This is a genomic window from Saprospira grandis (assembly GCF_027594745.1).
In the GTDB taxonomy this organism is placed as follows: Bacteria; Bacteroidota; Bacteroidia; order Chitinophagales; family Saprospiraceae; genus Saprospira; species Saprospira grandis.
Genome location: NZ_CP110854.1, coordinates 3,282,995 through 3,298,385, shown reverse-complemented (window position 1 = coordinate 3,298,385; position 15,391 = coordinate 3,282,995). Strand labels below are relative to the sequence as shown.

Below are 15,391 nucleotides of genomic sequence, written 5' to 3'. Positions count from 1 at the left end.
AAAGCGCTCGCTTTTTACTGAGCGAGCGCTGCTAATTGCTGAGATTTTAACCTTAAAGTGCTTCATCTGAAAGCCCTAACTTTTCTTTTAAAGCAGAGAGGCCATAATAATCGGCAAGCATTGGAGGATATCCACTCAAAACAGCGACAACTTCTGCTCTATTGAGGTAATTGTTTTGCTGAGATTCAAAAATTGTCAGTTGGTCAATCCTTGTTTGGGGCCAACTGAAATTCCGATAAACAACATAATTCATCTTTCTTAAATGGGCTACTGCAACTTCTCGCCAGTGACTTAGCTCCCAAGTTGTTAGATTCTGAAAACGAGAACTAGCTTCATTGCCCACCAAATTTTTATAGTTAATTTTTGTCCTAGCTGCTACAACTAATTCTTTAAAATCAATCTCATCAGCTAAATGCTTAATCGCTTCAAGCATCGGATAACTAATGTAGAGCTTACCTTCTTCTGTTTCATTCCTAAAGAACTCTAGCATTTCTACTATTTGTTCATCAGTAGCCATACGGTCGTGCCCATCATAATCAAAGAAAAAGTATAACTCACTAAAATCATTTCGGCCAAAGCCCTCTAATTGATTAGGATGACGGTTTTTTAGTAAAGTAAAGGTATCCAGAAACTCATCTTCTGAGCATTGCCGATAGAACGTATAAATATTTTCTCCATAGACTGTAAAGATGGTACTTTGCTCTATTAAATTCAATGCTTTTAAGCGCTCTCCAATCTGATTTTCTGCTCGGCCGCCCTCAAATACAAAAAGAATTCTACTCATAAAAGGCTCCTGCTTTATACATTTTTTCAATGTTATGCGCCTCTCTCAACTCTTTTGCCGTACTCGCAGCTAATGATTGTATCTTATTGGGCCACATCAAAAAATAACAATCAGGACGCAGTAAGTCATTCGTCATGATAGAGGTATTATGGGTAGTTAGCACAAACTGAACTTCAGACTCTTTAAGCAGTTCTACAATTGCTCGAGACAACTCATGATGATAAAAGGCATCAAATTCATCTATGAATAAAAAAGAAACGGGCTGCTCAGAACGCAAACGAAGACTCCAGGCATAAAAAAGTGCTAGTGCTTGCGTTCCCGTAGATGCAATATCGTAGAAGGGAATATGAACTCCGTCAAAATCAAAGGCAATAATTATTTTATCAAAAGTACTTACGGCCTCCAATCGACAATCTAAATTAGCCTTCTCATTTAAAAATAACTCAAAGTCTTTTAACTTCCCCTTCTTTATAATATCTGTTTCAATGTCCCAAACCCCATTTTCATAGCCTAAATAGAGGTTTCTAGATAAGGACCGATAAAAGAGCATTTTATTTACAAAGTCAAAAAACTCGGCCAATATCCGATTCTCTAAACTATCAATTAAGTTTGCATTCGTCTGAATATACTTTAATAACGATAAGTTGGGGTTATTCAACTCTTTGTTTAAACTTTCGGCTCCAGCTAGTTCAATTCTCGCTATAGTCCCTTGGCTACGATCTATTTCGGCCACAATTTGATCATTGATGATAAGTTGCTCTTTCAAAAGTAACCGAAAGCTCTTCTTTTCATAGGAATAAATAACTCGCTGCCGACCAAACAAAAATTCATACTTGAAAGTCGCCGCTCGAGTTTTATTGTATGCATTTAGATAACTGCTCTCTCCATAAGAGTTTTCCGCATCTGTGTGCTTATCCGTCAAATGCCCAACAATATCAAAAAGAGCCAAACCTAAATTTGATTTGCCCACTCCATTGTATCCATAAACAATGGCATTTTGTACTACTCCCTCTTTTACTGCAGAAGCATTAAAGTTGTAGTTCCTTGCATCTTCTAAGGAAAAGATAAAAGGCTCCTTAAAGTTCTTAAAATTAGAGACCGTAAATTTGCTTAGCATAATTGACACTTTGTTTGTTTGCTACAATAAATGAAAAAAAGCAGCCGTAAAAAAATTACGGCTACTTTTTCTCCCCTAATCCAAAAAATAAACGGGCTCATCCATGGCCCTTATTTTCTCCTTTATTTGCAAAAAGAGATGCAAGGGCTTTTGTGGCCGCCAATTCAATTCATTAAAAGGGGCCCCAAAATAAATATGCTCATGAAGATCATGGGCCTCCATTTCATCACTCAAATGCTGCCGCAAATTTAAAAAACAGCACCAGCCTTCTTCCTCATCCAGATCCTCTACAAAAGCTTCGTAGTAGGAATCGTCGCTGCCATGAAAATTTAATACATTTTCCATAATGAGCAGAAAATAACGAATCCCCTCCCCCTGCAAAAGGTCCAGCAGTTCATCTTTCAAACAGCCCATGTCATTGTTGAGGGTGTCGTTCCACTCTCCAATGAGCTCAATAATGGCATAGCCCCGCTCATAATCCACAAAAAGAATTTTGAGATAGAGGGTCTCCGAGCCAAATTCATCCCATTGCGGATGAATCAGGTAGTTGTAAATCTTATTCTCAAAATAGAATTCACTATACTCCCACCCATAAAATGGCGAACGCTCGTCTTGCTCTGCCATATATTCGTCTCGCCAACGAAAATGAGGTTCTATGCTGTGCATCTGTTTCTAATTAGTCGGAATAGCCTGGGGAGCAATGTTTACCCCATCAATACCATCGCGAATGAGGCTCTGAACTTGGTCTACGGCCCGTATAACATTGGCATAACCCTCCACATCAAAGGTGTTGGTGTTCGATTTGGGCAATATGTCGTTGATTTTTGGACCCGTTACCCCAATGGTCTGAAAAATATACCGCACCGAGGCCCGACCTAACTGTACGTTGGCCGCTAGCTGTGGTAGGTTGTTTAAGTCAATTTTTCGACTGGCTTTTTCAATATGCAAAAATAAGCGCACCCCAACGCCATAACGACTCTGGTCCTCTTCGCAGTCCATATCTTTGTATTGCATATAGTCCACAATGACGACCATTTCCTTTTTGCCCAACTGCATTTCTTTGCCAAAAAGGGCCAAGCTCCCCTGGTTGTTCTTGTTAAATTGATAAAATATTTTTTTCAATCCACCATCCAGATCCGCTACCGTTTTAGGTAGCTGGCAACCCGCTGGCGGCGCTACTACTTTGTATTCTTTAACCTCTACTTCGGGCATTTGTTCATCCACGGTTTCCCCTTCTCCCCCTTCTTTAGCTAGCTGATCACAAGAGGTCAATAGGAATAGCGCAAAAATAAGTACACTAAATTTTCTAATCATGTTGATGTTGTTCATTGGCCACATCCGCAAATGGGCGTTCTGTTAAGAGATTCCCAAATTTAACCTATTTCTGCTAAAGGATTTCATCTTTTATGAACTGTTTTTTGGGGGCTGCCCCGCCCTTTGGGCGGGTCGGGCTGTGCGGGGGCTCGCTGCTCGCTCGGCCCTTCGCTTTTTCGCTGCGCTCAAAAGCTCGGTCTGGCCTTCGGCCACCCCCTGCCATCCCTCAGCCTGCGGCCCTTCGGGCCTGTCCACCGCAAAAGTGGTATTCCTCGCTGCGCTCCTCATCCGTCAATATGTCCCCGCCCCCCCTCCCCTCCTCGAGATTCCCTAAGGAATCCCTTCGGGGAGGTTGGACCAATTGCTATTCCCCCCAAAGCCGAGCATTCACTCTAGGCTGCCAACGCTCCGCCCAAGAACAAGCATAACTCTGGCCCAAAAACTCCCGCACCCAACTGATCCCCTGCACCGCATTGGTTAACCAAATTTCATCCGCGGCCAGACAATCCGCTATACTGAGAGCTTTTTCCTCTACAGCAACCCCCTCCTGCCTAAATACATCCAACAAATAGGCCCGAAACACCCCCGCCACTGGCCCTTCCGAAAGCGCTGGCGTGGCCCATCGCTCGCCTTTCCGAATCCAGATATTGGCCGCTACGCTCTCTACTACACGGCCCCAAGCATTCAGTAAAATACAGTCATCAAAACCCGCCTCCTGCCTATATTTAGCCGCCATCACATAGGTCTGAGCACTCAATGATTTTAGAAAAGATAGGCCACCCGCCGCTATGGGCTGCCCTTCATAAACGCCCAGATACAGCCCCTTTTTGGGCCAGGGAAAAGCAGCCGCTTGCAGCGGCTGCTCCTCTACCGCATAGGCCAAACCGTTCTCTTCTGGTGTATAGAGGCCGCCTCCTGCCCGCCAGCAGCTCAGCCGAAGGCGGTAAGTTTCGCCCAAACGAATAAAGGAGGCTAATTGAAAATCCTCTGGGGCCAAAATGCCCAATTGGTCCAAACTGCGGCGCAGCCGCTGCTCATGCCAAGGCAATAAAGGGGCCCCCTTGGGCCCTAGCCGAATGCTCTCAAATACCCCATCTCCATACTTAAACCCTCTGTTATTCATGAGTATACATAAAAATGGCCTTGGAAAAACGCCAAAGCCAAATTACTTAATATTGTTTCAACAAACGCCCCCATTTAGAAGCCGCCTGCTTCATAAAGGCCCCCACTTCTTCTCTAGCCGTGCGGTCTGGCGCCTTCCAACGGGCCATAGAAAAGAAAGAGTGCTTTTGCTCTTCCTCTACCTCTGGCGGCAAAATCTCTAGCCAGCGGTCTACAGAAGTTCGCAGCTTTTGGACCTCCTCCAAAAGGGCCAACTCCTCTTTGATGTGCTTTTGCTGCAGTTGGTTGTCCAGACTTTGGGTAAATTGCCAGAGTAGGCCATAAGCCTCTTTGTAGCGACTCCGAATTTCTAAAATCTCGACCATATTCATGAGCATCTGCAAGTTGTAGCCAATGCTTGAGCGGCGCTTGCGCTGCCAATCCTCTGTAGTAAGGGCCAGACTCTCCTCTTTATAATCATAAATGGCCAAGTAGAGCATATTGACCCCATTGGCAGCAGCATAAAAATGCGGAACATCGGCGGCTTGGGCCTCGGCAAAGGCCATTTCTTGGGCTAGGTCTTCTGGAATATTACCAATGTACTCCGATTTATTATTTTGAGGCTGAAAACAGTCTACCTCAGCATCTATAAATTGCCCAAGGCTAAAGGCCCAAGCCGCCGATTTGTTGGTGGCCGCCCAAGACATAATGGGTGCCGTGCGGGCATGAGCCAAGACCCGGCCCTCCTTATTGGTCCAGTAAATTTTGGCCTCGGCCAAGTTGGTGCTGCAATCGCTGGCCTCCAACTGGGCCAAGCGCTCTGCTAATTTCTGTGTAGACATGATTTTATGCGGATTCAATGTTCTGTACTCTAATTTTTTGCGTCTAGAGGCGGGCGAAGCCCGCCCGGCCTAGCGATGGGGAGCAGTGGCCGTCAGGCCAGACCGAGCCAGCGAAGCTGGCGAAGGGCCGAGCGAATAGCGAGCTGCGGACCGTAGCGCCGACGAGCGAAGCGAGGCGGAGGCCCCTAAAACCAATTGGCTAATTCGTAATAAAAATTCTGAGCAATGGCGCCTCCCGTCCAAGCAAAATCAAAGGCTAAGGTAAAGAAAATGCCCCAAACAGCCCCCCAAAAGTGAGCATCATGCCCAATATTGTCATTGCCATTTTTGCTCATATAATGCGAGTAGGCCAAATAGCCCAAAGCGGCCACAATGGCGGGAGTGGGAATAATCAAAAAGAGCAAAAGCGTGCTGGTGGGCGCAAAAAGTACATAGGCCAACAAGACCGCCGAAACCGCCCCAGAGGCCCCCAGCGCATTGTAGCCATAGTTGTCCTTATGCTTCTCAAAGCTATAAAAAGAAGAGGCCGCTAGGGCCGAAACATAGAGCAAAAGATAGAGAATATGGCCCCAAATATTGCCAAAAACAAGGGTAAAAACCTGCTCCACCTGTCCCCCAAACTGATAAAGGACGAACATATTGAGGCCCAGATGCATCCCATCGGCATGGATGAGGCCCGAGCTAAAAAAGCGGTACCACTCCTTGCGGTTGGCAATGACCGCCGGATTAAAAATGAGCTGCGCATAAATCTCCCGCTTCTGAAAAGCTTGGAGAGAAATGATGACCGTAATGACCAAAATGGCCAGATTTACGGGCGTCTGACTAAACAAATTATCTAATAAAAGTAAGCTATTCATAATGCAGATTAAGCGTGATGATAGGGCAAGCCCCTTTGGATGCTAATGGCCCGATAGAGTTGTTCGAGCACAAAAAGGCGGACCATTTGATGCGAAAAAGTGAGTTTGGAGAGGCTCCAGCGGCCATTGGCGCGGGCATAAACCTCATCGGAAAAGCCGTAGGCCCCACCAATCAGATAAATGATGCGTTTGTGGCTCAATTGAAACTGCTGCTCTAACTTAGCAGAAAAAGCCAGAGAGTCAAACTGCTTGCCTCGCTCATCCAGCAGCATCAGGAAATCGCCCTGCTCTAGTTTGGCCAAAATCTTTTCGCCCTCCTTCTGTTTAATTTGGGCCTCTCGCATATTTTTGGCCCCCTTAATATCGGGAATAATGCGGCTCTCGAAGGGAACAAAATGCTTGAGGCGCTTTTCATAAATATCCATTCCCTCTTTGAGGTAGTTGAAGGCGGTGTTCCCAACCATCCAAAATTCTAGTTTCATCTCTTAGCGTTGGCGGCGAAAAAAATAACGGTCCTTGCTACGGACATTTAAGTTGGTGATCCAGAGCGACTGACTATCTAGCTTATTGATAGCAAAATATTGCCGTTTTTTCTGGGCATTATCAAAAGAAAGGCGGCGCTCCTCTAGGTACAAAGGCGCTTGCATGGGCACCACTAATTGGCTATCGCTAATTTGCCAAAAGATGCTATCGGGCAAATGAAAATAGTCTCGCCATTGTTGGCGGGCGCCATCAAAAAAGACATGATCTTCTAAGCGCCATTGGCCCTGCAAAAGCGGAAAAATATCGGTTTGTTCTAGGCTATCAAAAGTTTCCTCATAGCGAATAGGCTGGCCCAAATAAGCCGCATGCAAAAAGGGCGTACTCAACTGGAAGTCGGGAATCTCCAGCTCCTTATATTCCTCTAGGCCCAAGCGGATTTTCAGCTGCATGCTCCCGCTAGATTGCTTAAACTGCTCATGCGAGTGGAGCTGAAAACTCCCCGACAAATTGCGGTTGACGACAAAGCCCGTGCTGTCTAGGCCAGTCAAAACGGCCTCAATCTGCTCTGAAGGGAAGGTATAGCTACTATCTAGGGCAAAATTAAATAATGGGCCATTAAAAATGAGGTAAAGGCTGCTAGACCCGCCCTCCAAACTCAGTTGAATTAGGGTCTGCTGTCCCGATTGAATACTAAAGTCCTGCTCCGTATTCAGTCGAGCATAATAATGAATGCCTCCCCCTGCTTCTATACTTTCTTTTGGTCCATTTTGGCCGCAGCTAAAGAGGCCAAACAGCAAAACAAAAGCAACTAAAATTCTCATAACTTATCTTTTTCGGCCTGAATAAAAGGGGCCCAAAATTCGGGCTCATATTTTTCCCAAGCATGGCAACCAAAAGGCAATTGCTCCCCATTTTGGGCATAGGCTTTTGCTGGAGAAAGCTCAAAGGCGAAGCGCAGGGCTTCGGCTTCTTTGGGCCGCTTAAATTTCATGAAATAAGGTAGCACACAGGCCCAGAGAAAATCTTCATTTTTGCCCGTGGCCCGCAAAAGGCCGCCCCATTGCTTGGCCGCCTGAATAAAACGCTCAACTTTTCGGAGCGAAAAGCCCCCATTACCTACCTGCCCCTTCATCATATTGGCCAAATTAAATAGTGGGCGTTTGTCTACAGGGCTAGGCGGGGCCTCTATCCAAGGCGCCCCAATATAGTCATAATCTTGGGCCATCCAATGGGCCAATTCATCGCGAAAAACAAAGGCATCTAGCTGATAAATCAACAAATAGTCATAAGCTTGAAAACGGCGGTAAAAATCGGCCCTCAGCATCAAGCGATTATAGCCTTTTACCGAAGCAAAATAAGCAGGCTCAAAATATTCTACTGTAGCCTTGGGCGCATGGGCCAAATAAGGGGCCGCATCAAAGCCCTCTGCCGCAATAAAACTAAAGGGCTGCTTGCCCAAAACACGAACAGCCTGCCGAAGGGCAAGCAGTTCATTATCTGTGGGTTGCTCCCGATAAATCGGAATGCAAACAATGGCAGTTTTCATCTTATTCTTCTTCTGGATCGGCCTCTTTCAAAATCTCCCAAGTATGGTCTGCCAATAGCTTTACGGTAGCCAAAAAGCGGTGAAACTTATGCCCGGCCCAGCCCCATTCATCGGGACCCACCATAGACAATACAGCCTCCCCATTCTCTCGCTGATAGAGGTGATAAATGTGGTTAATTAAAGGCTTAAAGTTCATATCGGCCCCATAAATCATCTCCGAAACCGAGACCCGATCCTGCAATTTTTTGGCTTGCATGGCCAAGAGCTTGATCTGCTCCTCAATCTGAGACAGCTGCATCTTGGTTTGCTCCTGCATGGCCTGCACAGACAGCCCCTTGGTCCGCCCCTTGTCCATCGGCTTGATCACAGCGCCCCCCACCGTATGCGCATAAGGCAAAAGGTGCGGATTTTCTGCAATTTTATCGGGATCAATCGGGTTGATGAACTCTTTTTCCTTTTTCTCTTCTTTCATAATCTTGAAATTAGGGCCTAAAAATACGGATTGTTTTAATATTGTGGGTCTATACTGCTGTTTTTTTGGGGCCTCCGCAGCTTCGCTGCGGCGCTATGTTGCGGGGCTCGCTGCTCGCTCGGCCCTTCAGGCTCCACTTCGTTCCGCCTTCGGTCTGGCCTTCGGCCACCCCTCCACAGCGCTAGGCCGAAGGGCCGCCTGCCCATAGCTGCAGGTATTCTGGCGGAACGGTATCGGTCAGCCAAACGCCATTGGCCGATTGGTAGAAGGTATAGCCCGCGGCCTGCATCTTTTGGGCCTGCACCACCAAAAGGACCAATTTGCCATGCCGACGGCCCACATTTTCAGCAGTAGAAATATCTGCCGATAAATGGACCTGATGCCGATTCATTTTTAACAAGCCCTCTTTTAAAATGTTGTCTAAAAAACGCTGGGCCGTGCCATGATAAAGAATTTCTGGGGGCGCTTGGGCCGTATATCCCAACTCGATGTCTACAGAATGTCCCTGACTGGCTCGAATCTTGGTTTTTTCTGCATTAAAAGCAAAGCGCTTTTTGTTATTTTTGCAGACCACTTCTTCCAGCAACTCCCTATCTAATTCCTTATTATGGGCCTTGGCCGCTGCTAAAAGCTGCTCCACATCGAGCCAGCCGCCAGCTTCTAGGCTTAGCCCCAATAGCTCGGGACGATGACGCAGAATTAAACTTAGGAACTTAGAGGTTTTTACTAATCTTCTATTCATTTTTCGTTTTTTTGCGCTGATAATGAAGAATTTTGCCCAAAACGTTCCCCCAGCAAGGCCCTTTTTTATAACAAACTGCCTAGCGCTTGCCCAAAAGCCCGGCCTAGTGGCCTGAGGCTGGGGCTTTCCCCAGCCTATCGGCTGAGGGATGGATAGCAGTGGCCCAAAGGGCCAGACCGAAGCGCGCAGCGCTGAAGGGCCGAGCGAGCAGCGAGCTGCGGCACAGCCCGACCCGCAGGCCCAAAGGGCCGAAGGGGCAGCCCCAAAAAAATATATTAAGAAACTATTTCATCTATGCGATTAACCATCATGTTCTGCCTCGCCTGCCTTTTCTGTATGAGCAGTGTAGAGGCCCAAAAAAAACGGCCCAAATACAACCAAATCAATGCCGATGGCCAAAGAATTGGCTACTGGATTATCAAGGGAAAAGATGGGAAACCACTGGCCAAAGGCCGCTATAACGAAAATGGCGAAAAAGAAGGCCGCTGGCGCTTTTATATCTCTCCAATTGGCCGATATGCCGATGAACCCGATGTGGTGGGCCAATATGAAAATGGCGTAAAAAATGGCCGCTGGGAACTAGTAGACTCCCGAACAAAGGTCAAAATGAAAGGCAAATTTACCAACGACAGCATGAATGGCGTCTGGATTATCTATAACCACTTAGACGATAAACTAGCGGCCGGTAAATACCTCAATGGCATCCGACAAGACGAATGGTTGCTGTTTAAGGATGACCGCCTGATGGCCAAAGGCCGCTATACCGATGGCCAAAAAACGGGCCGCTGGCAATATGACTATTATATTGATAAGGGAAATGTCCACATTAAAGGAGAATTTGACTTTGGCCAAGAACGGGCCAGCGGAAAAATGGAATACTATAAGGTGGACCGACACCCCCGTTTTGGAACCGAAGAATTGCTGGTGGGAACGGGCTCCTTTCTCAATGGCCTGCGTGAAGGCCGCTGGATTGAATACAAAAGAGGCCTCAATGGGGGCGAACTAGTGGCCACTGGCTACTATGATGGCGAAGGCCGAAGAACCGGCCTTTGGAAAACTACTTTGGATGCCGAACCCTTCCGGCAAGAAACCTTTAATGACGGTAAGCGCCAAGGGGTCTTTAAGACTTACTATGATGATGGCACGCCAAAATATAGTACGGCCTATGAAGATGGCCTAGAACTGGGCTTTTTTACTAGCTATTATGAAAGTGGAGAAGTTAAGGCCAAGGGCGCACATACGATTCTGAAGGACCAAAAAGATATGGATACCCTCTTTTATAAAATTGAGCTTCCTTATGAATATAAATTCAAATTGGTGGACCAAGATTTTGAGCGCCTGAATTATAACGCCATCCAATGGATTGACAAAGTAGATTATTCGGTTTCTGCCGATAGTTTGGAAGAACGCTGGCAAGAGTACCTCAGCTATGGCTTGGCCAAGGAATTCCGCATCCAAAAGCTAACTCCTCGCAAACAGTATAGCGTTCGGATTGGGGAGTATGTGCAATACCATATCAACGGCAAAGAACATATTAAGGGGAAATACCTGCCCAAACTCATCATTGAGTACAATCCTTTGACGGGCCGCAAAGAACGTGGCTATGCCAAAACTGGCGAATGGGTAGAGAATGACCCTGTGGGTTATCTGCGTTTTAAATACTTTTTCAAAGATGGGGTTTTGGTCCGTATGGAAAATAATAAGGGCCGAAAAATCGACCCTTATACCTTTAAGGAATTAGAAGACTAAAAAGGTTCTTCCTCCTCTCCTACTAAACTAGGCGCTACTTCTACGTAGAGGCCCGAAAGAGGAAAATGTAAATAGCAGCTAGCGCTATAGCCCGCTTGGGCCAAGGCGTTTTTGGCTGCATACAATTTAGCTGCCGCTTCTCTGATGCGGTGGCTTTTTTGTTTCCAGCCCTCATAAGTATACAAAACATCCAGCATTAAGATTTGCCGTTCCTCTTCCTCAGAAAAGAAGTAGTAGTCTACCTGCCCCCTAAAAACCTGTCGGTCTTGCTGAAAGCGGAACCTTCTGGCCCGATGCAGCTGCATGGGTCCAAAAGCCCTTAGGCTCTGATGAAACTGCTGGCTCAAGCGCATCAATTGTAAGCTATTGAGCTGATGCTTGAGCTCAAAATCTTCTAATAGTTGTTGGGCGGTTTGTTCTCTCAAGCTCAGGGCATAATCCAATTGGTCGGCCCGCAAATAGAGCTGTAGCAATTGGCCCAAACGCTCTTCCTCCTCTTCGCTAATATCTTCTATGGGCAAACCAGGTACATAGGGGTACTCTCCAAAAATTGGCATTTCAATTTCGCCCATCAGTTGCTCTGCCGTTTCGGGCTGGGCCGCCAAATGGTCCTGCTCGCCCTTAAAGGCTTGCAAATAAGGGAAAACCTCCTCTTCTCGCTCCAGTTCCAAGGGATCAATCTCCTTAAAGAGCTCCAATTGCATCCGCTGAACGGGCAGGGCATTGCCCTTCCAATCCCAAATGCAAAAATCGCTATCGGGATCTACGGTTTGCATTTCCTCATCGCCCAAATGAAAGCTGCGGTTGAGCCAATTGAGGCCCCAATTCTTTTGCTGCAAAAAGATAGGCAAAGCCAGATAATCTCGGGCACGAGTTACCCCCACATAAAGCAAGCGAGACTCCTCCTGCAACTGCGCCTTTTTGCGCAGGGCGGTCTGTGGCAAGGCCTTGATGTTCTCTACCAAATTGGTTTTCTGGCTCTGCTTGCCGTAGGGATTGGGCCAAAAAGAAATCAGGCGATTGGCTAAAGGGTTTTTCAAGTCTACCTCTTCTTGGGTAGAAATCAACTGAAAGCCAAAGTAGTTTTCCCGCAGCGATTTCTCTAGCTCATAGCAAACCACAAAAGGCCATTCTAAGCCCTTACTCTTATGATAGGTCAATACATTAACTGCATCTTGGCTTTGGCTAGAGGCCTGCGCATCCAAACCCTCCCGCTCCAAATGGTCCAACCACAAGAGAAAGCCCCCCAAGGTAGCCGCATTATGCAAACGGTTGCAGTTTTCTTCATATTCTAGGGCCTTGCTGCGTAGGGCATCCAAATTGGCAAAGCGCTGATTGGCATTTCCCCAGCGAGCCACTACATTGCGGAGGTTCATCTTTTCGATGACCAGATTGACAATTTCGGTGGCGGACATTTCGGGCAGTTGTTGGGCCAAATGCAATAAACGCTTAATTTGTCCCGACTCCCCCCAAAGTTTATACTTTTTCTGCTCCTGCTCTCGCTCCAAATACTTCAGGTGATCCTTGACGATTTCCTCCAAGCTTTGCGCCTCTAAGAGGAGTTTGAGCTCGGCTACCGATAAGCTATCTTGCGGATTGAGAATAAACTTTAGGCAGGCATGCAACAAACTGGCTTCTGGCGTTTTGAGCAAGCCCTTTCGGGCAATGGAGGCTTTTAGGCCTTCTTCGGCCAGTTGCTCGGCGAGGTCCTGACAAGTTTGGTTGGAGCGGCAAAGTACGGCAATATCGCCCGCCTCTAATGGCCGCATTTGGCCCTTGCCTCTGGGCCGAATCATCCGCCCCTCTTTTAAGAGTTGGGCAATAGCATGCGCCAAGGCCCGATGCGGCCAAGGTTTTCCTGGCCGTCTTTTGCCTTCCTTAAAATCAATGACCCAATGCTCTAAGGCATGGCCCAAACCTTCCGGCTCTAGCTCTTTCTTAAAGGGCGGAGCTACCTCTAAGGCGACCCGCTCTTCCCCTAAATCTGGAAAAGCTTTGCAGAAAAGCCCATTGGTAAAGTGGACCAAATCCTGCCTAGAGCGCCAAGAGTTCCCCAATACTTGCATTTCACTGGCCTGTTCTACTACGGCCTGCATGAGCTCGGGGGCGGCTCCTCTAAAGCCATAAATTGACTGTTTGGGGTCGCCCACCCAAATCGATCGCTTGGCCAAACGGCTGAGGTCCAAAAAGATTTTGAGCTGAATGGGGTTGGTATCCTGAAACTCATCGACTAATAAAAGGTCTAGTTCTTCCTCTAGTACTTCCCGTACTAAGGGCTGCTCCAAAAGTTTGAGGATATAGACCTCCATATCCGTATAGTCAATTAGGCCTCGACTCGTTTTGTAGGTTTCGTATTCATCTATAGCCGCCTGCGCCAAGCTAAAAAGCTGCTCGATATATTGACTGAGGTCTTCCTGAAATTGGGGATGAGATTCATGCCCATCGGTCAATTCTTTGAGTTCTTCTACGGCCTCCTTACATTTTTTTGGGGCCTTTTCGCAGGCTTTGCCCAAGGCTACCCATTCCGACCAATGCAGATAGCCCCGAGCGCGAAGTTTATTCTGAAAACTTCGCAGTTTAGAGATGAGGGTTTGTCTAGATTTGGTCCCATCTTCTATTTCTAAAATGGCCGCCAAGGTATTTTCCAAATAGCTGCGCAACTGCTGATCTAAGGCCGCTGCGGTCTTGGCGCTTCGGCTAGGCAAAAGGGCCAAAAGGCTACGTACAGAAGCCGTAGCGCTTTCTTCCAAAGCTGCTGCATCTAGGTTGTTGCTTCGGGCCAAATCGGTTAGTTGAAGGATATCGCTGCGCCAATCTCGGCCATAAAAGCCCTGCTCTTCATAACCTAGGCGCTTGCTCAGCATTTCCATTTGCAGGCTGCGCTCTTCGGTCAAAATTGTCGATAGTGATTGGTTAAAAATCTGCGATTGCTCCCCTTCGGCAATGATGTCCATTTCGGGAGAAAGCCCCGCCTCAAAGGCAAAGCGCTTGAGCAACTGTACGCCCACCGCATGCACGGTCCCAATCATGGCCTGGCCCAATTCATCGGCTTCTTGGCTCATGCCTTCCTCCAATAATTTGACCCGCACCCGCTCTTTCAACTCCGCAGCAGCTTTATTGGTAAAGGTGGTGGCCAAAATTCCCGAGGCCCGCACTTCGGCGGGCTGCCCATCTTTGGGGATCAGCAGTTCGGCCATTTGTTGAGTGAGGGTGTAGGTTTTTCCACTACCCGCTCCAGCCGATATAATTTTCAGTTGCATTTTTTCTTGCATAGCTCATCTGTCTTCTTTAGCAGTTATAAACTGCTAGGTCCTTATCCTTCTGTTTCTTTTTTGCGAAAACTTAGGTTTTTTATACGCAATAAAGTTATCCCTTATTTTGGGGTTTTGCAACTGTTGTCTCTTTTATTTTTATTTGGGGCGTTACTCCTTTCAGTCGTCGAACTGGCGCCCCTATAGGGGCTGGTTGTCGGGGCTCGCAGATGTTTTGGGGCCTCCGCCTCCCTTCGGTCGTCGGCGCTACGTTTCGGGGCTCGCAGGTCTGCTCGGCCCTGCGTCGCCTTCGGCTCCTTGGTCTGGCCTTCGGCCACCCCTACACATCGCTAGGCCATAGAAACCACAAAACCCTGAACGGTCGCTCAATAACCGCTGAGCTATGGTTAATGATAGCTGGCAGATCATCAACGACCTCTGAGCTATAGTTAATGATGTCTGGCAGATCATCAATGACCTCTGAGCTATGGTTAATGATAGCTGGCAGATCATCAATGACCTCTGAGCTATAGTTAATGATGCCTGGCAGATCATCAATGACCTCTAAGCTATAGTTAATGATGTCTGGCAGATCATCAATGACCTCTGAGCTATAGTTAATGATGCCTGGCAGATCATCAATGACCTCTAAGCTATAGTTAATGATGTCTGGCAGATCATCAATGACCTCTGAGCTATAGTTAATGATAGCTGGCAGATCATCAACGACCTCTGAGCTATGGTTAATGATGTCTACTGCATTATTAACCATACTAAAAAGGTCATTTCCTAGCTCTTTGAATAAGTTCAGTTGTAAATAACTTTAACAAAACCTTTAGTAATATAAAGAATGGCTTCTGCCATAGCCCTAAAAAAAGGCGCAAAACCTAAGTTTTGCGCCTTTTGGGGGCCGAAGCAGGAGAGCCAGCTAAAACATAACTGTTGAGCGGCCTAGCGATGTGCAGCAGTGGCCCGCAGGGCCAGACCAAGCCGCCCTAGGCGGCGAAGGGCCGAGCAGACCTGCGAGCTGCGAAACGTAGCGCCGCAAGGCGAAGCCGCAGCGGAGGCCCCAAAACAGCAGCGAGCCCTGACAACAAGGACTTTAGTCCGCAGTTCGACGACCAAAGGGAGTA

At 47.2% G+C, this 15,391-nt stretch carries 15 protein-coding genes; 1 reads left to right on the top strand and 14 read right to left on the bottom strand.

The annotated features are described in order from the left end of the window. Window positions 1–52: 52 nt before the first annotated feature. The 12 genes from OP864_RS13020 to OP864_RS12965 form a co-directional block, all read right to left on the bottom strand. The gene (locus OP864_RS13020) at window positions 53–784 is read right to left on the bottom strand and encodes a hypothetical protein (protein WP_270098595.1); all 732 of its coding nucleotides are present in this window, start codon (window positions 782–784) and stop codon (window positions 53–55) included. Continuing rightward, window positions 777–1,901, bottom strand: coding sequence for an ATP-binding protein (locus OP864_RS13015; protein ID WP_270098594.1), 1,125 nt, complete (start codon window positions 1,899–1,901; stop codon window positions 777–779). Before OP864_RS13015 ends, OP864_RS13020 begins: the two co-directional genes overlap by 8 nt. Window positions 1,902–1,976: 75 nt before the next feature. Next, window positions 1,977–2,567: a hypothetical protein gene (locus OP864_RS13010; RefSeq protein ID WP_270098593.1), complete on the bottom strand. Its 591-nt coding sequence runs from the start codon at window positions 2,565–2,567 to the stop codon at window positions 1,977–1,979. 6 nt (window positions 2,568–2,573) lie between these two features. Further along, window positions 2,574–3,215 carry a hypothetical protein gene (locus tag OP864_RS13005; protein ID WP_270098592.1) on the bottom strand — a complete coding sequence of 214 codons (642 nt, stop codon included), beginning with the start codon at window positions 3,213–3,215 and terminating at the stop codon, window positions 2,574–2,576. Window positions 3,216–3,579: 364 nt separating this feature from the next. Beyond that, a complete protein-coding gene (locus OP864_RS13000; RefSeq protein ID WP_270098591.1) occupies window positions 3,580–4,338 on the bottom strand; it encodes an aminotransferase class IV in 759 nt (252 codons plus the stop codon). Window positions 4,339–4,384: 46 nt separating this feature from the next. Further along, entirely contained in the window at window positions 4,385–5,158 is a 774-nt protein-coding gene (locus tag OP864_RS12995; protein WP_270098590.1) for a hypothetical protein, read from the bottom strand. Between the two features lie 185 nt (window positions 5,159–5,343). Continuing rightward, complete coding sequence (locus OP864_RS12990; protein WP_270098589.1) at window positions 5,344–6,015, bottom strand: rhomboid family intramembrane serine protease; 672 nt, start codon at window positions 6,013–6,015, stop codon at window positions 5,344–5,346. An 8-nt stretch (window positions 6,016–6,023) separates the two neighbouring features. Beyond that, window positions 6,024–6,497, bottom strand: coding sequence for a 23S rRNA (pseudouridine(1915)-N(3))-methyltransferase RlmH (rlmH, locus tag OP864_RS12985; protein ID WP_002657003.1), 474 nt, complete (start codon window positions 6,495–6,497; stop codon window positions 6,024–6,026). A 3-nt stretch (window positions 6,498–6,500) separates the two neighbouring features. After that, the gene (locus OP864_RS12980; protein WP_270098588.1) at window positions 6,501–7,319 is read right to left on the bottom strand and encodes a hypothetical protein; all 819 of its coding nucleotides are present in this window, start codon (window positions 7,317–7,319) and stop codon (window positions 6,501–6,503) included. Further along, window positions 7,316–8,044, bottom strand: coding sequence for a DUF5672 family protein (locus OP864_RS12975; protein WP_270098587.1), 729 nt, complete (start codon window positions 8,042–8,044; stop codon window positions 7,316–7,318). The genes OP864_RS12980 and OP864_RS12975 overlap by 4 nt, the downstream gene beginning before the upstream one ends. A 1-nt stretch (window position 8,045) precedes the next feature. Further along, window positions 8,046–8,516 carry a DUF2452 domain-containing protein gene (locus OP864_RS12970; protein ID WP_015693558.1) on the bottom strand — a complete coding sequence of 157 codons (471 nt, stop codon included), beginning with the start codon at window positions 8,514–8,516 and terminating at the stop codon, window positions 8,046–8,048. Window positions 8,517–8,697: 181 nt separating this feature from the next. Further along, window positions 8,698–9,258 (bottom strand): RNA 2'-phosphotransferase, encoded by a 561-nt coding sequence (locus OP864_RS12965; RefSeq protein WP_015693557.1) that lies wholly within the window; start codon window positions 9,256–9,258, stop codon window positions 8,698–8,700. 294 nt (window positions 9,259–9,552) lie between these two features. Between OP864_RS12965 and OP864_RS12960 the strand changes: the two genes are divergently transcribed. Next, on the top strand, window positions 9,553–11,007 hold the full coding sequence (locus OP864_RS12960; RefSeq protein WP_270098586.1) for a toxin-antitoxin system YwqK family antitoxin: 1,455 nt from the start codon (window positions 9,553–9,555) through the stop codon (window positions 11,005–11,007). Here the strand turns inward: OP864_RS12960 and OP864_RS12955 are convergent. Further along, the gene (locus tag OP864_RS12955; RefSeq protein ID WP_270098585.1) at window positions 11,004–14,279 is read right to left on the bottom strand and encodes a UvrD-helicase domain-containing protein; all 3,276 of its coding nucleotides are present in this window, start codon (window positions 14,277–14,279) and stop codon (window positions 11,004–11,006) included. The two genes, OP864_RS12960 and OP864_RS12955, sit on opposite strands and share 4 nt — an antisense overlap. A gap of 319 nt (window positions 14,280–14,598) precedes the next feature. After that, window positions 14,599–15,030, bottom strand: coding sequence for a hypothetical protein (locus tag OP864_RS12950; protein WP_270098584.1), 432 nt, complete (start codon window positions 15,028–15,030; stop codon window positions 14,599–14,601). Between the last annotated feature and the right edge of the window lie 361 nt (window positions 15,031–15,391).

Coding starts and splice junctions, on each gene's coding strand:
- OP864_RS12990 (WP_270098589.1), bottom strand. CDS start 6,015: ATGAATAGCTTACTTTTATTAGATAATTTGTTTAGTCAGACGCCCGTA.
- rlmH (WP_002657003.1), bottom strand. CDS start 6,497: ATGAAACTAGAATTTTGGATGGTTGGGAACACCGCCTTCAACTACCTC.
- OP864_RS12950 (WP_270098584.1), bottom strand. CDS start 15,030: ATGGTTAATAATGCAGTAGACATCATTAACCATAGCTCAGAGGTCGTT.
- OP864_RS12970 (WP_015693558.1), bottom strand. CDS start 8,516: ATGAAAGAAGAGAAAAAGGAAAAAGAGTTCATCAACCCGATTGATCCC.
- OP864_RS12965 (WP_015693557.1), bottom strand. CDS start 9,258: ATGAATAGAAGATTAGTAAAAACCTCTAAGTTCCTAAGTTTAATTCTG.
- OP864_RS13000 (WP_270098591.1), bottom strand. CDS start 4,338: ATGAATAACAGAGGGTTTAAGTATGGAGATGGGGTATTTGAGAGCATT.
- OP864_RS12980 (WP_270098588.1), bottom strand. CDS start 7,319: ATGAGAATTTTAGTTGCTTTTGTTTTGCTGTTTGGCCTCTTTAGCTGC.
- OP864_RS12975 (WP_270098587.1), bottom strand. CDS start 8,044: ATGAAAACTGCCATTGTTTGCATTCCGATTTATCGGGAGCAACCCACA.
- OP864_RS13010 (WP_270098593.1), bottom strand. CDS start 2,567: ATGCACAGCATAGAACCTCATTTTCGTTGGCGAGACGAATATATGGCA.
- OP864_RS12995 (WP_270098590.1), bottom strand. CDS start 5,158: ATGTCTACACAGAAATTAGCAGAGCGCTTGGCCCAGTTGGAGGCCAGC.
- OP864_RS12960 (WP_270098586.1), top strand. CDS start 9,553: ATGCGATTAACCATCATGTTCTGCCTCGCCTGCCTTTTCTGTATGAGC.
- OP864_RS12955 (WP_270098585.1), bottom strand. CDS start 14,279: ATGCAAGAAAAAATGCAACTGAAAATTATATCGGCTGGAGCGGGTAGT.
- OP864_RS13020 (WP_270098595.1), bottom strand. CDS start 784: ATGAGTAGAATTCTTTTTGTATTTGAGGGCGGCCGAGCAGAAAATCAG.
- OP864_RS13015 (WP_270098594.1), bottom strand. CDS start 1,901: ATGCTAAGCAAATTTACGGTCTCTAATTTTAAGAACTTTAAGGAGCCT.
- OP864_RS13005 (WP_270098592.1), bottom strand. CDS start 3,215: ATGATTAGAAAATTTAGTGTACTTATTTTTGCGCTATTCCTATTGACC.